13 protein-coding genes are annotated in these 14,140 nt (G+C 67.7%); 9 read left to right on the top strand and 4 right to left on the bottom strand.

Going from position 1 to position 14,140, the window contains the following annotated elements:
- The first annotated feature begins 75 nt into the window (after positions 1-75).
- The 3 genes from BCR55_RS10190 (at position 76) to BCR55_RS10180 (ending at position 3,936) form a co-directional block, all read left to right on the top strand.
- Entirely contained in the window at positions 76-387 is a 312-nt protein-coding gene (locus BCR55_RS10190; protein ID WP_006406516.1) for a cupin domain-containing protein, read from the top strand.
- 27 nt (positions 388-414) lie between these two features.
- Positions 415-744 (top strand): hypothetical protein, encoded by a 330-nt coding sequence (locus BCR55_RS10185; RefSeq protein WP_065494522.1) that lies wholly within the window; start codon positions 415-417, stop codon positions 742-744.
- Positions 745-828: 84 nt separating this feature from the next.
- Positions 829-3,936, top strand: a complete 3,108-nt coding sequence (locus tag BCR55_RS10180; protein WP_065494521.1) for a transglycosylase domain-containing protein — start codon at positions 829-831, stop codon at positions 3,934-3,936.
- Positions 3,937-3,960: 24 nt separating this feature from the next.
- Here BCR55_RS10180 and BCR55_RS10175 read toward each other — a convergent pair whose 3' ends face one another.
- Positions 3,961-4,308 carry a GFA family protein gene (locus BCR55_RS10175; protein ID WP_006406519.1) on the bottom strand — a complete coding sequence of 116 codons (348 nt, stop codon included), beginning with the start codon at positions 4,306-4,308 and terminating at the stop codon, positions 3,961-3,963.
- 309 nt (positions 4,309-4,617) lie between these two features.
- On the opposite strand from BCR55_RS10175, the gene BCR55_RS10170 reads away from it, so the two are divergent.
- On the top strand, positions 4,618-6,003 hold the full coding sequence (locus BCR55_RS10170) for an MFS transporter (protein WP_065494520.1): 1,386 nt from the start codon (positions 4,618-4,620) through the stop codon (positions 6,001-6,003).
- Between the two features lie 107 nt (positions 6,004-6,110).
- Entirely contained in the window at positions 6,111-6,356 is a 246-nt protein-coding gene (locus tag BCR55_RS10165; RefSeq protein WP_006406521.1) for a DUF1272 domain-containing protein, read from the top strand.
- A gap of 166 nt (positions 6,357-6,522) precedes the next feature.
- Here the strand turns inward: BCR55_RS10165 and BCR55_RS10160 are convergent, their stop codons facing one another.
- Positions 6,523-7,233: a FadR/GntR family transcriptional regulator gene (locus BCR55_RS10160; RefSeq protein WP_006398371.1), complete on the bottom strand. Its 711-nt coding sequence runs from the start codon at positions 7,231-7,233 to the stop codon at positions 6,523-6,525.
- Between the two features lie 118 nt (positions 7,234-7,351).
- Between BCR55_RS10160 and dgoD the strand changes: the two genes are divergently transcribed.
- Complete coding sequence (gene dgoD / locus BCR55_RS10155; protein ID WP_006411652.1) at positions 7,352-8,500, top strand: galactonate dehydratase; 1,149 nt, start codon at positions 7,352-7,354, stop codon at positions 8,498-8,500.
- 116 nt (positions 8,501-8,616) lie between these two features.
- Here the strand turns inward: dgoD and BCR55_RS10150 are convergent, their stop codons facing one another.
- Positions 8,617-9,549, bottom strand: coding sequence for a CopD family protein (locus tag BCR55_RS10150; protein ID WP_065494519.1), 933 nt, complete (start codon positions 9,547-9,549; stop codon positions 8,617-8,619).
- A gap of 387 nt (positions 9,550-9,936) precedes the next feature.
- On the opposite strand from BCR55_RS10150, the gene BCR55_RS10145 reads away from it, so the two are divergent.
- From BCR55_RS10145 to BCR55_RS10135, 3 genes are all read left to right on the top strand, one after another.
- Positions 9,937-10,701 (top strand): cytochrome c, encoded by a 765-nt coding sequence (locus tag BCR55_RS10145; RefSeq protein WP_012467697.1) that lies wholly within the window; start codon positions 9,937-9,939, stop codon positions 10,699-10,701.
- A gap of 19 nt (positions 10,702-10,720) precedes the next feature.
- The gene (locus BCR55_RS10140) at positions 10,721-12,019 is read left to right on the top strand and encodes a cytochrome c (RefSeq protein WP_006398367.1); all 1,299 of its coding nucleotides are present in this window, start codon (positions 10,721-10,723) and stop codon (positions 12,017-12,019) included.
- A gap of 132 nt (positions 12,020-12,151) precedes the next feature.
- On the top strand, positions 12,152-13,594 hold the full coding sequence (locus tag BCR55_RS10135) for a DEAD/DEAH box helicase (protein ID WP_039219966.1): 1,443 nt from the start codon (positions 12,152-12,154) through the stop codon (positions 13,592-13,594).
- Here BCR55_RS10135 and BCR55_RS10130 read toward each other — a convergent pair.
- On the bottom strand, positions 13,588-14,094 hold the full coding sequence (locus tag BCR55_RS10130; protein ID WP_065494518.1) for a hypothetical protein: 507 nt from the start codon (positions 14,092-14,094) through the stop codon (positions 13,588-13,590). The genes BCR55_RS10135 and BCR55_RS10130 overlap by 7 nt on opposite strands.
- Positions 14,095-14,140: the final 46 nt, after the last annotated feature.

The raw sequence follows: 14,140 nt of genomic DNA, 5'->3' as shown, positions 1-14,140 counted from the left end.
ACGCCGCACCCGACACCACACGGCGCGCGGCCGTCCCGGCTGCCGCCGCTCATCGCGTCGACGGACATCAGGACCATGCAGATCATCCGCAGCAAAGCATTCACGGCCGACCGCGCGTGGGGCGCGCTCGACATCGCGAATCTGGACGGGATCACCGTCCGCCTGCACTGGACGGACCAACCATATCGATGGCACGTGAACGACGGCGACGAAGTGTTCGCCGTGCTCGACGGCCGCGTCGAGATGCGTCATCGCGAAGCGGGCGTCGAACGCACGGCGATACTCGAGGCAGGCGACGTATTCCACGCGTCGGCCGGCACCGAGCACGTCGCACATCCGCTCGGCGAAGCGCGCATTCTCGTCATTGAAAAGGAAGGCAGCGTCTGAGCGCGGATTACATATCCGCAGCGATCGATGAAGGGCACGCACGCGGCGCCCGAATACGTCGTACGCAGCCGCGCATTCGGCGACGAAGCCGCTGCGCCGCGCCTCGCGCGGCCTGTCCACCGGGCGCGCGCGGATGCAATCGGTATCTGCCCGCCGATCTCGCACGACGCGTCGCACGCGTGCGATCCGTGCGCGCCGCCCGCTCGCCGCGACTGCTTTCAAAAAGCCTGCCGCGCCCGCCGACAAGCGCCGCAGATCCGGCACGAATTCCCGTCCGACCGCCGTACATCGCATGCCGCCGCGCCGCCCGAAGCAGCCGCGGGAATGCGCGTTGCGTCGGCGCATCTCCGTAGATGACCGCTCTTGGCAGACCGCCTTTGCGGACTACACTAATCGATAATGGGTGGCGGCCGGAGCCCGCGCCCTCAGGGAGATGCCGCCATGAATCGGCCGCTGAATCGCATCCTGCCGCGCGTGACCGGAGCCGCATCGGTCTGGACGTGGGTCAAGTGGTCCCTGTTGGCCGCGTTGCTGATCGCGGTCGCCATCGTTGCACGCGTCGTGCAGACGGAAATCGAAACGTCGCGATTGCAGGCGCATTACCTGTCCGAGCTGACGCGCGACATCGGCTACACGGTCGAGGCCGGCGCGAGCGACCACATCCGCTTTCCCGCGAACGGCCCGTACGACCGGCGTCTCGGCTATGCGCTGATCCCCGAGTTCCAGCAACGGCTGCTCGCACGCGGCTTCGTCGTCGGCAAGCAGGCGCGCGACTCCGCGCGCATGATGTCGCTCGCCGAGCACGGGCTGTTTCTCCCGTACGCCGAGAAGGATCAGACGGGCCTGATGCTGTTCGATTCGACCGGCTCGCCGCTGTTCGCGTCGGTGTCGCCGCAGCGCGTCTACGCGGATTTCGATACGGTGCCGCGCGTCGTCGTCGACTCGCTGCTGTTCATCGAAGACCGCTATCTGCTCGACGCAAACGAACCGAACCGCAATCCGGCGATCGACTGGGGACGCTTCAGCCGTGCGCTCGCCGATCAGGCGCTGCACGTGGTCAACCATCATCAGGCGCGCCCGGGCGGCAGCACGCTCGCGACGCAGATCGAAAAGTTCCGTCATTCGCCGGACGGCCGTACCGCGACGCCGCCGGAGAAGCTGCGGCAGATCGCATCCGCGTCGATCCGCGCGTATCTGGACGGCCCGCAGACGATGCTCGCGCGCCGCACGATCGTCGTGCGCTATCTGAATTCGGTGCCGCTCGCCGCGCGGCCGCATATCGGCGAAATCACCGGCATCGGCGACGGGCTCGCCGCGTGGTACGGCCGCGACTTCAACGAGGTGAACCGCATCCTGTCCGCGCCGACGACCGGCGACAACATCGACGAACAAGGCGAGACGTTCCGCCAGGTGCTGTCGCTGATCATCGCGCAGCGCGCGCCGTCGTACTTCCTGAATCGCGGCTATCCGGCGCTGCAGCGGCTGACCGACAGTTATCTGCGGCTGCTCGCGAACGGCGGCGTGATCTCGCCGGCGCTGCGCGATGCGGCGCTCGCCGCACACATCGAGCTCAGTGCGCCGCCGGCTGCGGCCCGCGTGCAGTCGTTCGTGTCGCGCAAGGCGATCACGTCGGCGCGCGCATCGCTGCTCGCGGCACTCGGGATCAGCGATCTCTATCAGCTCGACCAACTCGACCTCGAAGCGACGAGCACGCTCGACAACGGCGTGCAGCGCGCGGTCGCCGAGCGGCTCGCGCAGGCGTCGACGCGCGACGGCGCACAGGCGGCCGGCCTGTACGGCTTCGAGATGCTCGCGCCGAAGGACGACCCGTCACACCTCACGTACAGCTTCACGCTGTACGAACATCGCAACGGCGCCAACCTGCTGCGGGTGCAGACCGACAGCGTCAACCAGCCGTTCGACGTCAATCGCGGCGGCCGCATCAACCTCGGCTCGACCGCGAAGCTGCGCACGCTGATCACCTATCTGCAGATCGTGGCCGATCTGCATGCGCGCTACGGGCATCTGTCGAATGCCGAGCTCGCGCGCGTGAAGCCCGATCCGATCGACGGACTCTCGCGCTGGGCGCTCGACTACTTGTCGCATACGCGCGACCGCTCGCTGCAGGCGATGCTCGACGCGGCGGTCGAACGCAAGTATTCGGCGAGCCCCGACGTGTTCTATACGGGCGGCGGCGCGCAGGTCTTCTCGAACTTCGAGAAGTCCGACAACGGCCGCATCATGACGCTGCATACCGCGTTCGAGCATTCGGTGAACCTCGTGTTCGTGCGGCTGATGCGCGACATCGTCCACTATGAAATGGTGCAGACGGCCGGCCCGTCGTCGTCGTGGCTCGGCGATCCGGAACAGCGCAAGCAGTATCTGCAGCAGTTCGTCGACGGCGAAAGCAGGGTGTACGTGAGGCGCTACTACACGCGCTATGCCGGGAAATCGCCCGACGACGCGCTTGCGCTGATGCTGCAGGACGTCCGCAAGTCGCCGCCGAAGATCGCGACCGTGCTGCGCAGCGTCGCGCCGAACGAATCGCTCGCGTGGTTCGAGGCGCAAATGCGTAAGCAACTGAAGGGCACGCCGGCGGCCGCGCTGTCCGACGACGATCTTGCGGCGCTGTATGCGAAGTACGCGATCGATCGCTTCAATCTGAACGATCGGGGCTATATCGCGAGCGTGCATCCGCTCGCACTATGGACGCTCAACTATCTGCGCGCACATCCGGATGCGCCGCTCGACGACGTGCTGCGCGACAGCCGCGACGCGCGCTTCTATACGTATTCGTGGCTGTACAAGACGCGCTATCACGCCACGCAGGACCGCCGCATCCGTCGCATGGTCGAACTGCGCGCCTACGGCGCGATCACGAAGGCCTGGCGTGCACTCGGCTATCCGTTTGCCGAGGTCACGCCGTCGTACGCGGCGGCGATCGGCGCATCGGGCGATCAGCCGGACGCGCTCGCGAAACTGATCGGCCTGATCGCGAACGGCGGCGACAAGGCGCCGACGGAAACGATCACGCGCCTGGACTTCGCGAAGGGCACGCCGTACGAAACGCGCTTCGTGCGCGCGCCCGCGCAGCCGCAGCCGGTGCTGTCGCCGGAAATCGTCAACGTCGCACGCACGCTGCTGCGCGACGTCGTGCTGAACGGCACCGCGCGGCGTCTCGCGGGCGGGCTCACGTTGCCCGACGGCAAGACGCTGCCGGTGTACGGCAAGACCGGTACGGGCGACCAGCGCTTCAACGTGTATGCGCGCGGTGCGCGGCTGATCGAATCGCGCAAGGTGAATCGCAGCGGCACGTTCGTATTCGTGATCGGCGACCGGTTCTTCGGCGTGCTGACCGCGACCGCTCACGAACCGTATGCGGCACGCTACGACTTCACGAGCGCGATGGCCGTGCAGTTGCTGAAGTCGATGGCACCGGCGCTCGCGCCGCTGATCGAGCGCCCGGCCAACGCCGGCGTGCGCACCGCCGGGCCGGCGCCGCAGGCGGAGCTGCCCGCGCAGAACAGAGGCGCGACGCAGCCGTCGTGAGCGTCGCGTCGGACGGCGCGCCGCTCAGTGCGAGCGGCCGTCGAAATGCGTGACCGGCAGTGCGTCGAGGTCGACGTCGTCGAGACAACGCACGTTGATCGCGGCCATCGCGGTGCCGTTCGGATGGACGCCCTCGCCGAACGGATGAATGCCGCAGCGCTTGCAGAAGCGATGACGGATCACGTGCTTGTTGAACGTATACGTGGCGAGGTGTTCGTCGGGCGTGACGAGTGTCATCCGGTCGCGCGGCACGAACCACATCAGCGCGCCCTTGCGCCGACAGATCGAGCAGTTGCAGGCCATCACGCCCTGCAGGTCGCCCTCGACGTCGAACTTCACGTCGCCGCAGTGACAGCTTCCGTGATACAGCATGGTCGTCTCCCGGTGGGTTCGGCACACCTCGGCGGTGCCGTCATAGGTTGCGCGCCATGATGCGCATCGCTCCCACGCATCGTCAATCGGCCGACCGCGGCATCGGCGAAGCGGCGCATCCCCTCAACCTGCCCGCCCGGACAAACCCTCGAAGCGTCCGATCATCGAACGCGTACGCGCGATGATCGAACGCGCGCCCGCCGCCTGCGCTTGTCGCGCCCGCCTCGCCACCTCTAACCTTTCAATTTGTAATGAACGCGATCGATGCGTCGATTCGTGCAGAGAACCTCAACGAAACCGGAGATAGCCATGACCGCACGCGCGGCCCGCGAACCCCAACCCGGACACCAGCCGAAGAAGGCCGCCGCGAGCGGCTGGATCGGCTCGGCGCTCGAGTACTACGACTTCTTCATCTACGCGACGGCGGCAGCGCTGATCTTCCCGCAGATCTTCTTTCCGAAAGGCGATCCGACCACCGCGATCGTCGCGTCGCTCGCGACCTACGGCGTCGGCTATGTCGCGCGGCCGATCGGCGCATTCGTGCTCGGCCACCTCGGCGACACGCACGGTCGCAAGACGGTGCTGCTCTCGTGCATGTTCCTGATGGGCTTTGCGACGATCGGCGTCGGCCTGCTGCCGGCCTACGATCAGATTGGCCTGCTGGCGCCGGTCCTGCTCGTGATCCTGCGGCTGATTCAGGGCTTTGCCGTGGCCGGCGAAATCTCCGGCGCAAGCTCGATGATCCTCGAACACGCGCCGTTCGGCCGGCGCGGCTTCTTTTCGAGCTTCACGCTGCAGGGCGTGCAGGCCGGCCAGGTGCTTGCGGCGGCCGTGTTCCTGCCGCTCGCGCACTACATGCCGGCCGAGCAGTTCAACAGCTGGGGCTGGCGCATTCCGTTCCTGCTGAGCGTCGTGGTGATCTTCGCGGGCTGGGCGATCCGCCGCAACGTGACGGAGACGCCCGCCTTCACGGGTGAGGAAGCACGGCAGACGCGCGCGCGCTCGCCCGTCGTCGAGGCATTCAGGTTCCACTGGGCCGATATGCTGCGTGTGGTCTGCATGTCGCTGATGAACGTGATTCCGGTCGTCGCGACGATCTTCGGCGCGGCCTATGCGGTGCAGCCGGCCTACGGCATCGGATTCGCGAAGGACGTCTACCTCTGGATTCCCGTCGCGGGCAACATCGTCGCGGTGCTGGTGATTCCGTACGTCGGCAGTTTGTCCGACCGGATCGGGCGCAAGCCGCCGATCGTGTTCGGCGCGCTGCTCTCGGGGCTGCTCGCATTCGCTTATCTCTATGCGATCAGCATCCAGAGCGTCCCGCTCGCTTTCGCGATGTCGCTGCTGATGTGGGGCGTGGTCTACCAGGGCTACAACGCAGTGTTCCCGAGCTTCTATCCCGAACTGTTTCCGACGCGCACGCGCGTCTCGGCGATGGCGATCGCGCAGAACGTCGGCACCGCGATCACCGCGATGCTGCCGGCGCTGTTTACGGCCGTCGCGCCGCCCGGCGGGACGCACATCTGGCTGACCGTCGGCGCGATCGCGTTCGGCATCACCGTGATCGCCGCGCTGGCCGCGCTCAGCGCCCGCGAAACCTATCGCATCGCGATGAGCGAGCTGGGCCGCCGCGATGCAGAGCCGGTGGACAAGACCGAGTACGATCGCCGCCGTGCACAGGCGCCAGCGGCGTGAACTCGCCCTGGGCCGCCATTGGCCGCGCCGCGCCACGCGCGTACAGTAGCGTGCAGCTGCGCCGCCCGGCGGCGCAGGCCCCGACCGTCCCGACCAAGGAAACCGCGATGCTCGAACTGCGCCCCGGCTGCGAATGCTGCGACAAGGATCTACCGCCCGATTCGGTGGATGCCCGCATCTGTACGTTCGAATGCACGTTTTGCGCGACCTGCGCCGACACCGTCCTGAAAGGCCGCTGCCCGAACTGCGGCGGCGAATTGGTCGCGCGCCCGAGGCGGCCCGCCGCCCTGCTCGAGAAATATCCGGCGTCGACGCAGCGCGTGCTCAAACCGGGCGGCTGCGCGAACGCGTAGCGAACGGTGCGAAGGGCGAGTGCCCGTTGCCGGGCGCCGTTAGCGGCGCGCTTCTAGCCGGGCGCCCCTAGCCGGGCGCCCTTTCCGCGCACCGATCTCCGAGCGCCCTTAGCCGAGCGCCCCTCGCCGAGCACCGCTCGCCGGCGCCCCTAGCGGGGCGCCCCCATCACGACTGCTCGATGCGCGCGCGCGTCACCGCGAGCAGCGCCGCCATGGCGCGACGCGCGCCGTCCGCGTCGCCCGCGCGAATCGCATCGCCGACCGCCGCGTGCTCGGCCAGCGACGCGTTGTACACGTGCGCGCGCCGCGCATTCAGATGCAACTGCGCCTCGAGCGTGCGATCGATCAGCGCGCCGAGCGGCACCAGCAACTCGTTGCCGCCCGCCTCGAGCACGCTGAGATGAAACCGCAGGTCCGCGCGCACCCATTCGTCGACGTTGCGCGCGGCGGCCATCGCGCCCAACGCTTCGTCGATCGCCGCGATCGCATCCGCGGCCCGCACGCGTGCGGCCATCGCGGCCGCATGCGGCTCGATCATTTCGCGCATCTCCTGCAGCTTCAGCGCGAACGACAGCGCCGGCGCGACGCGCGCATACCAGTCGAGCAGATCGGCATCGAGCAGATTCCACGCGCGACGCGGGCGCACGCGCGTGCCGACCTTCGGCCGCGATTCGACGAGCCCCTTCGACGTCAGCGTGCGCAACGCTTCGCGCAACACCGTGCGGCTCACGCCGAACATCGCCATCAGGTCGGGCTCGCGCGGCAGCAGCGAGTCGGGCGGATAGTCGCCGCGCAGGATCGCCGTCGCGAGCCGGAAGGCCGTTTGTCCATGCAAATCGCGTTGAATGATCGTTCTCCGTCGGGCGCGGTTGCCCACTATGTGCGCAATAGTGCTATTAATACTATTTTTTAACGCGCTACGCTAGGATAACGCGAAAGCATGCGGCCGGCGTGGCGCCCATCGGGCACGCCGGTCAATCCTGGAGACTCGCGACATGAAAATCACCCGCCTCGAAACCTTCATCGTTCCGCCGCGCTGGCTGTTCCTCAAGATCGAAACCGACGAGGGCATCGTCGGCTGGGGCGAGCCGGTCGTCGAAGGCCGCGCGCACACGGTCGAAGCCGCCGTGCACGAACTCGCCGACTACCTGGTCGGCAAGGATCCGCGACTGATCGAGGATCACTGGCAGGTGATGTACCGCGCGGGCTTCTACCGCGGCGGCCCGATCATGATGAGCGCGATCGCGGGCGTCGATCAGGCGTTGTGGGACATCAAGGGCAAGCATCACGGCGTGCCCGTGCACGCGCTGCTCGGCGGCCAGGTGCGCGAGCGCATCAAGGTCTATTCGTGGATCGGCGGCGACCGGCCGAGCGACGTCGCGAACAACGCGCGCGCGGTGGTCGAGCGCGGCTTCAAGGCCGTGAAGATGAACGGTTCGGAAGAGCTGCAGATCGTCGATACCTACGACAAGGTCGAGCAGGTGATCGCGAACGTCGCGGCCGTGCGCGACGCGGTGGGCCCGCACGTCGGAATCGGCGTCGACTTCCACGGCCGCGTGCACAAGCCGATGGCGAAGGTGCTCGCGAAGGAACTCGATCCGTACAAGCTGATGTTCATCGAGGAGCCCGTGCTGTCGGAGAACGCCGAGGCGCTGCGCGACATCGTGAATCAGACCAACACGCCGATCGCGCTCGGCGAGCGGCTCTACTCGCGCTGGGACTTCAAGCACATCCTCGCCGGCGGCTACGTCGACATCATCCAGCCCGATGCATCGCACGCGGGCGGCATCACCGAATGCCGGAAGATCGCGACGCTCGCCGAAAGCTACGACGTCGCGCTCGCGCTGCACTGCCCGCTCGGGCCGATCGCGCTCGCCGCGTGCCTGCAGCTCGACGCGGTCAGCTACAACGCGTTCATCCAGGAGCAGAGTCTCGGCATCCACTACAACCAGGGCAACGATCTGCTCGACTATCTGCGCAATCCGGAAGTGTTCCGCTACGACGACGGCTTCGTCGCGATTCCGCAAGGGCCGGGGCTCGGCATCGACGTGAACGAGGAGAAGGTGCGCGAGATGGCGAAGACCGGCCATCGCTGGCGCAATCCCGTGTGGCGCCACACGGACGGCAGCGTCGCCGAGTGGTGAGATGAGATGCGAGGCGCATCGCGCGCCGAACGAGTCCGCGCGATGCGTCGCACGCGATGCGGCCGCCGGTCGAACGACCGGCGGCCTTTTTCATTGTGCGCGCCGCACGCGCGCCGTCATCCGAGCGCCGCGAACCCCGGCACGCTGAACGACAGCACGGCCGCCGCCACGAACACGCCGATCATCGTCAGCGCCTCGAGATGCAGGATGTTGCGGAACGTATGCGCATCCTCGGTCGACGCGGTGCGACGCAGCCGCGGCAGCGCCGAGAAGCGGTTCAGCCCGCCGAGCACGAGCGCGAGCGCGACGAGCAGCAGCTTCAGCAGCAACACGCGTCCCCACGTGCTGCCGTCGAGCGGCGCGAACGAACCGCCGAGGCCGCGCACCGCATTCAGCACGCCGGTGCCGAGCACGAACACGACCGCGATCACCGACGTGCGCGACATCTGCTGGCCGATGCGGATCAGCGCGCCGCGCGCAACCGACGAGCCGAGCACCGGCAACACCGCGAGCCCGCCCGCGAGCACGACGCCGCCCCATACGGCGGTGGCGAGCAGATGCACGGTCTGCACGCCCACGGCGGCCGACAGCGCACCCACATCGGCCGCATGGCCGAGCGACGCCTTGCCGGCCGCGATCACGATCACCGCGAGCCACAGCAGCGCGTGCGCGAACGTGCCGTCCGGCTTCAGCAGCGCGACGATCGCGAGCACGACCGCACCGCCGAACGCGACGCTCCACGCGAAGCCCGCATGCGTCTGCGCGAGCACGGTCGGCATCGCCGCAAAAGCGCCGCCGAGCCCCGCACCGCTCATCGACGCGGCTTCGTAGAGGAGCCAGCCGAGATCCGCGAGCACGAGCGCGAGCGCGGCCGCGACGAGCGAATGTTGCGCGCGCACCCACGCCGGATGCGAGGGCGCGACGACGGGCCGTGCGCCGTCCCTGCCGAGCCAGCCCTTCAGCAGCGCCGAGCCGACCGCCATCGCAAACGCCGCATCCATCAGCGCGGCAAGCGCGACCTGCCCGATCCACAAGCTGTCGATCCTCATCGTGCGCACCCTCCCGCGAACGGCAGGTTCGCCGCACGGCGAACGCAGGACGGGCGGCGGGACGGACAGCGAAAAACGGGCAACGGCACGGTAAGAAACGTCATCGAGAAATCCGGAAAAACGGGAGAAATGACTGGGTCGGCGGCACGCGGACGCGGCGCGACCCGCGAGTGTACGGTCTTCGATGGACAAAACGCACGCCGGTTCACGCGGCCTGCGCACGATGCGCGTCAAATTGTCGCAAGTCGGAAACAGACAGGAACCGATGTCCTTTTGCCAAATAGCCGTCATTACCCATCGATGATAGAATGCCGCGTCGCAGCAGCCCGGCTGTCCTGCCGTCATGCCGAGCCGATCGTAGCCCGGACAGGTCCCCGACGAATAAACATGGAGTCTCGTGTGTCTTCAAGACGCCTCATCCGTCCGCTGCTCGCCGTTCTGTTGATCGGCGGAGCGGGCCTTACGAGCGCTGCCCAAGCGCAGACCAAGCCCACGGAGCAAGCCCACGCGCAGCAGGCGCCGCTCAAGGCACCCGATACGATGGCCGAGCGTGTGCGCGGCTGTACCGCATGCCACGGCGTCCACGGTCAGGGCACGGACAACGACTACTTCCCGCGTCTGGCAGGCAAGCCGGCCGAGTACCTGTACAACCAGCTCGTCAACTTCCGCGACGGCCGGCGCAAGTATCCGCCGATGAACTATCTGCTCACGTATCTGAGCGACGATTACCTGCGCGAGATCGCCGAGCACTTCTCGGCCGAGCGCCCGCCGTACCCGACGCCGGCGAAGCCGACGCTGCCGGCCGCGACGCTCGCGCGCGGCAAGCAGCTCGTCACGCAGGGCGATCCGTCGCGCAAGCTGCCCGCTTGCGTCGCCTGCCACGGCGCCGCGCTGACCGGCATGCAGCCGGCGATCCCGGGCCTCGTCGGCCTGCACGCCGACTACCTGAGCGCGCAGCTCGGCGCATGGCGTTCGGGCAACCGCCACGCCAAGGCACCGGACTGCATGCACGACATCGCATCGAAGCTTTCCGACGAAGACGTGACGGCCGTGACGGCATGGCTCGCCGCGCAGCCGGCGCCCGCCAACCCCGTGCCGGCTCCGGCGCGTTCGATGAAGACTCCGCTCGCCTGCGGCAGCGAACCGCAATAAGGCAAGGGAGACAGACACAATGAAACGCAAGTCCCTGTTTGCACTCTCGGCTGTCGCGATCGTCGCGGCAGCGGCTCTCGTGCCCGTGCTCTGGTCGGGCAACGACACGCTGCACGGCGCTTCCGCCGTCGCGGCCACGCCGGCCGATCAGGCCGCGCTGATCAAGAAGGGCGAATACCTCGCGCGCGTCGGCGACTGTATCGCGTGCCACACCGTGCGCGGCGGCAAGCCGTTCGCGGGCGGCCTGCCGATGGCGACGCCGTTCGGCACGATGTACACGCCGAACATCACGCCGGACGACCAGAACGGTATCGGCAAGTGGACGTCGGACGACTTCTACCGCGCGATGCACACGGGCCGCTCGAAGGACGGCAGCCTGCTGTACCCGGGCTTCCCGTTCGCGAGCTACACGAAGGTCACGCGCGCGGATTCGGACGCGATCTACGCCTACCTGCGCTCGGTCGCGCCGGTTTCGGTGCCGAGCCGTCCGCATGAACTAAAGTTCCCGTTCAACAACCGCAACCTGCTGATCGGCTGGCGCACGCTGTTCTTCAAGGAAGGCGAGTACAAGCCGGATCCGACCAAGTCGGTCGAATGGAACCGCGGCGCCTATCTCGTCGAAGGCCTCGGCCACTGCTCGATGTGCCACACGTCGATCAACATGATGGGCGGCCCGGTCAATTCGGCAGCATTCGCCGGCGGCCTGATCCCGCTGCAGAACTGGTACGCGCCGTCGCTGACCAACGACAAGGAACTCGGTCTCGGCGACTGGCACGTGCAGGAGCTGTCCGACCTGCTGCAGGCCGGCGTGTCGAACAAGGGTGCGGTGTTCGGGCCGATGGCCGACGTCGTGCACAACAGCCTTCAGTACATGACCGACGAAGATACGCGCGCGATGTCGACGTATCTGAAGTCGATCCCGCAGAAGGCCGAAGCGCCGAAGAACATGCAGTACGAGCCGTCGAAGCAGTTCGGCAATGCATTGTTCGAGCAGGGCAAGAAGATCTACGCAGACAACTGCGCGACCTGCCACGCCGAGAACGGCGCCGGCAAGCCGCCTGCGTATCCGCCGCTCGCGGGCAACCATTCGATCGTGATGGAATCGGCAGTCAACCCGATCCGCATGGTACTGAATGGCGGCTATCCGCCGAGCACGTTCAAGAATCCGCGTCCGTATGGGATGCCGCCGTTCGCGCAGTCGCTGTCGAACCAGGAAGTCGCGGCGGTCGTCACGTATATCCGGATGTCGTGGGGTAACAACGGTACGCCGATCTCGCCGCAACAGGTCAGCGATCTGCGTTCCGCACCGCTCGACTAAGAAGCGGCTCACACAAACGGGGCGCGGCTGCGGGAAACCGCGGCCGCGCCCTTTTGCTTTTGGCGATGCCGGTTTTCCCCGCGCGGGCCGCGCGGCGCGCATCGCCGATCATAAAACTCAAGCGTGGTATCTATGTCTTTCGAATCTCTCGGCCTGGCCGAACCGCTCGTCAAGGCGGTCAACGAGCTCGGCTACACGTCGCCGACCCCGATCCAGCAGCAGGCCATTCCTGCGGTCCTCGGCGGCGGCGATCTGCTCGCCGGCGCGCAGACCGGCACCGGCAAGACCGCAGGCTTCACGCTGCCGATCCTGCAGCGCCTGCATACCTTCTACACCGAGCATCGCAGCGCAAAGCGCGCCGTGCGCGCACTGATCCTCACGCCGACGCGCGAACTCGCCGCCCAGGTCGAGGAAAGCGTGCGTGCGTACAGCAAGTATCTGAAGCTGCGCTCGACCGTGATGTTCGGCGGCGTCAGCATCAATCCGCAGATCGATGCGCTCAAGCGCGGCGTCGACATCGTCGTCGCGACGCCGGGCCGCCTGCTCGATCACATGCAGCAAAAGACGATCGACCTGTCGGATCTCGACATCCTCGTGCTCGACGAAGCCGACCGGATGCTCGACATGGGCTTCATCCACGACATCAAGCGCGTGCTCGCGAAGCTGCCGCCGCGGCGCCAGAACCTGCTGTTCTCCGCGACGTTCTCCGACGAGATCAAGGCGCTCGCCGACAGCCTGCTCGATTCGCCGGCGCTGATCGAGGTCGCGCGCCGCAACACGACCGCCGAGACGGTCGCGCAGAAGATCCATCCGGTCGACCGCGATCGCAAGCGCGAACTGCTCACGCATCTGATCCGCGAGCACAACTGGTTCCAGGTGCTCGTCTTCACGCGCACGAAGCACGGCGCGAACCGGCTCGCCGAACAGCTGACCAAGGACGGCATCAGCGCGATGGCGATCCACGGCAACAAGAGCCAGTCGGCCCGCACGCGCGCGCTCGCCGAGTTCAAGAACAACACGCTGCAGGTGCTCGTCGCAACCGACATCGCCGCGCGCGGGATCGACATCGATCAGTTGCCGCACGTCGTCAACTTCGATCTGCCGAACGTGCCCGAGGATTACGTGCACCGCATCGGCCGCACGGGTCGCGCAGGCGCGACCGGCGAAGCCGTGTCGCTCGTGTGTGTCGACGAGAAGCAGCTGCTGCGCGACATCGAACGGCTGATCAAGCGCGAGATTCCGCGTGAAGTGATCGCAGGCTTCGAGCCCGATCCGAATGCGAAGCCGGAACCGATCCAGCAGCGTCGCGGCCAGCAGCCGCGCGGCGGTGGCGGCAATGGCGGCGGCGGTGGCGGCAATCGTGCGCCGCGCGCCGGCGGCGCCGCCCAGCAGCCGGGCGCGAAGCGCGACGGCCAGGCACCGAAGCCGAAGGCGGCCGCCAAGCCGCGCCCGCAGGGCAGCGGCAACGGCAACGGCGCGCGCCCGTCAGGCGGCAACGGCGCACGTGCCGCAAACGGCAACGCCGCGCACCCGAACCGCAACCGTTCGTCGCGCAGCGGCCAGCGCGGTCACTGAAGCCGTGCAGCCGCGCGCCGCAGGTGCTCCACCTGGCGCTGCCAGCGTGCGAGCACCGCGGCGCGCTCCCCTTCCAGCGCAAACGTGACACCCGTCGCGAGACGCGCATAGCCGACGCGCTGCGCATCGCCGTGCGCGATCGTCGCAGCGAAGCCGGCCAATCCGCCGAACGACCCTTCGAGCGGCGCGACGTCGAGTTGCGCCTGATAGAACGCGCCGTCCGCGACGAGCGCCAGCGCGGCTGCACGCCGCTGCGCGAGCGCGCGCGCCGCACGCGACTGCGGCCATAGCGCGAGCAACAGCGTGCGCGGATCGCGCGCATAGATTTCGCCGACGCTCAGCAGCGTCGTGCGCAATTGTCCGTCGTCGGTCGCGACGAGCAGCGACGCGGCGAAATCGGCGTGACGCTCGAGCGCGGTGCCGTCGAACAGCGAGACGACGGCCGGCGGCCACGCGTCGAACGTCCATTGTTCGAGCGCGTGGCGATGGGATTCGGTCATGGTGGCGAAGCCGGCTGGCGGTAAACGGCGGAACCGCAGCATAGCG

Origin of the sequence: Burkholderia sp. CCA53, assembly GCF_001685525.1 — a bacterium.
Taxonomy (GTDB): Bacteria; Pseudomonadota; Gammaproteobacteria; order Burkholderiales; family Burkholderiaceae; genus Burkholderia; species Burkholderia multivorans.
The sequence above is the reverse complement of the archived record's forward strand: the minus strand, read 5'-3'. Positions and strand labels throughout refer to the sequence as shown.

What these genes read in the sequence shown, in the direction of transcription:
- BCR55_RS10190 (WP_006406516.1), top strand. Translation starts at nt 76, where the DNA reads ATGCAGATCATCCGCAGCAAAGCATTCACGGCCGACCGCGCGTGGGGC.
- BCR55_RS10185 (WP_065494522.1), top strand. Translation starts at nt 415, where the DNA reads ATGAAGGGCACGCACGCGGCGCCCGAATACGTCGTACGCAGCCGCGCA.
- BCR55_RS10180 (WP_065494521.1), top strand. Translation starts at nt 829, where the DNA reads ATGAATCGGCCGCTGAATCGCATCCTGCCGCGCGTGACCGGAGCCGCA.
- BCR55_RS10175 (WP_006406519.1), bottom strand. Translation starts at nt 4,308, where the DNA reads ATGCTGTATCACGGAAGCTGTCACTGCGGCGACGTGAAGTTCGACGTC.
- BCR55_RS10170 (WP_065494520.1), top strand. Translation starts at nt 4,618, where the DNA reads ATGACCGCACGCGCGGCCCGCGAACCCCAACCCGGACACCAGCCGAAG.
- BCR55_RS10165 (WP_006406521.1), top strand. Translation starts at nt 6,111, where the DNA reads ATGCTCGAACTGCGCCCCGGCTGCGAATGCTGCGACAAGGATCTACCG.
- dgoD (WP_006411652.1), top strand. Translation starts at nt 7,352, where the DNA reads ATGAAAATCACCCGCCTCGAAACCTTCATCGTTCCGCCGCGCTGGCTG.
- BCR55_RS10150 (WP_065494519.1), bottom strand. Translation starts at nt 9,549, where the DNA reads ATGAGGATCGACAGCTTGTGGATCGGGCAGGTCGCGCTTGCCGCGCTG.
- BCR55_RS10145 (WP_012467697.1), top strand. Translation starts at nt 9,937, where the DNA reads ATGGAGTCTCGTGTGTCTTCAAGACGCCTCATCCGTCCGCTGCTCGCC.
- BCR55_RS10140 (WP_006398367.1), top strand. Translation starts at nt 10,721, where the DNA reads ATGAAACGCAAGTCCCTGTTTGCACTCTCGGCTGTCGCGATCGTCGCG.
- BCR55_RS10135 (WP_039219966.1), top strand. Translation starts at nt 12,152, where the DNA reads ATGTCTTTCGAATCTCTCGGCCTGGCCGAACCGCTCGTCAAGGCGGTC.
- BCR55_RS10130 (WP_065494518.1), bottom strand. Translation starts at nt 14,094, where the DNA reads ATGACCGAATCCCATCGCCACGCGCTCGAACAATGGACGTTCGACGCG.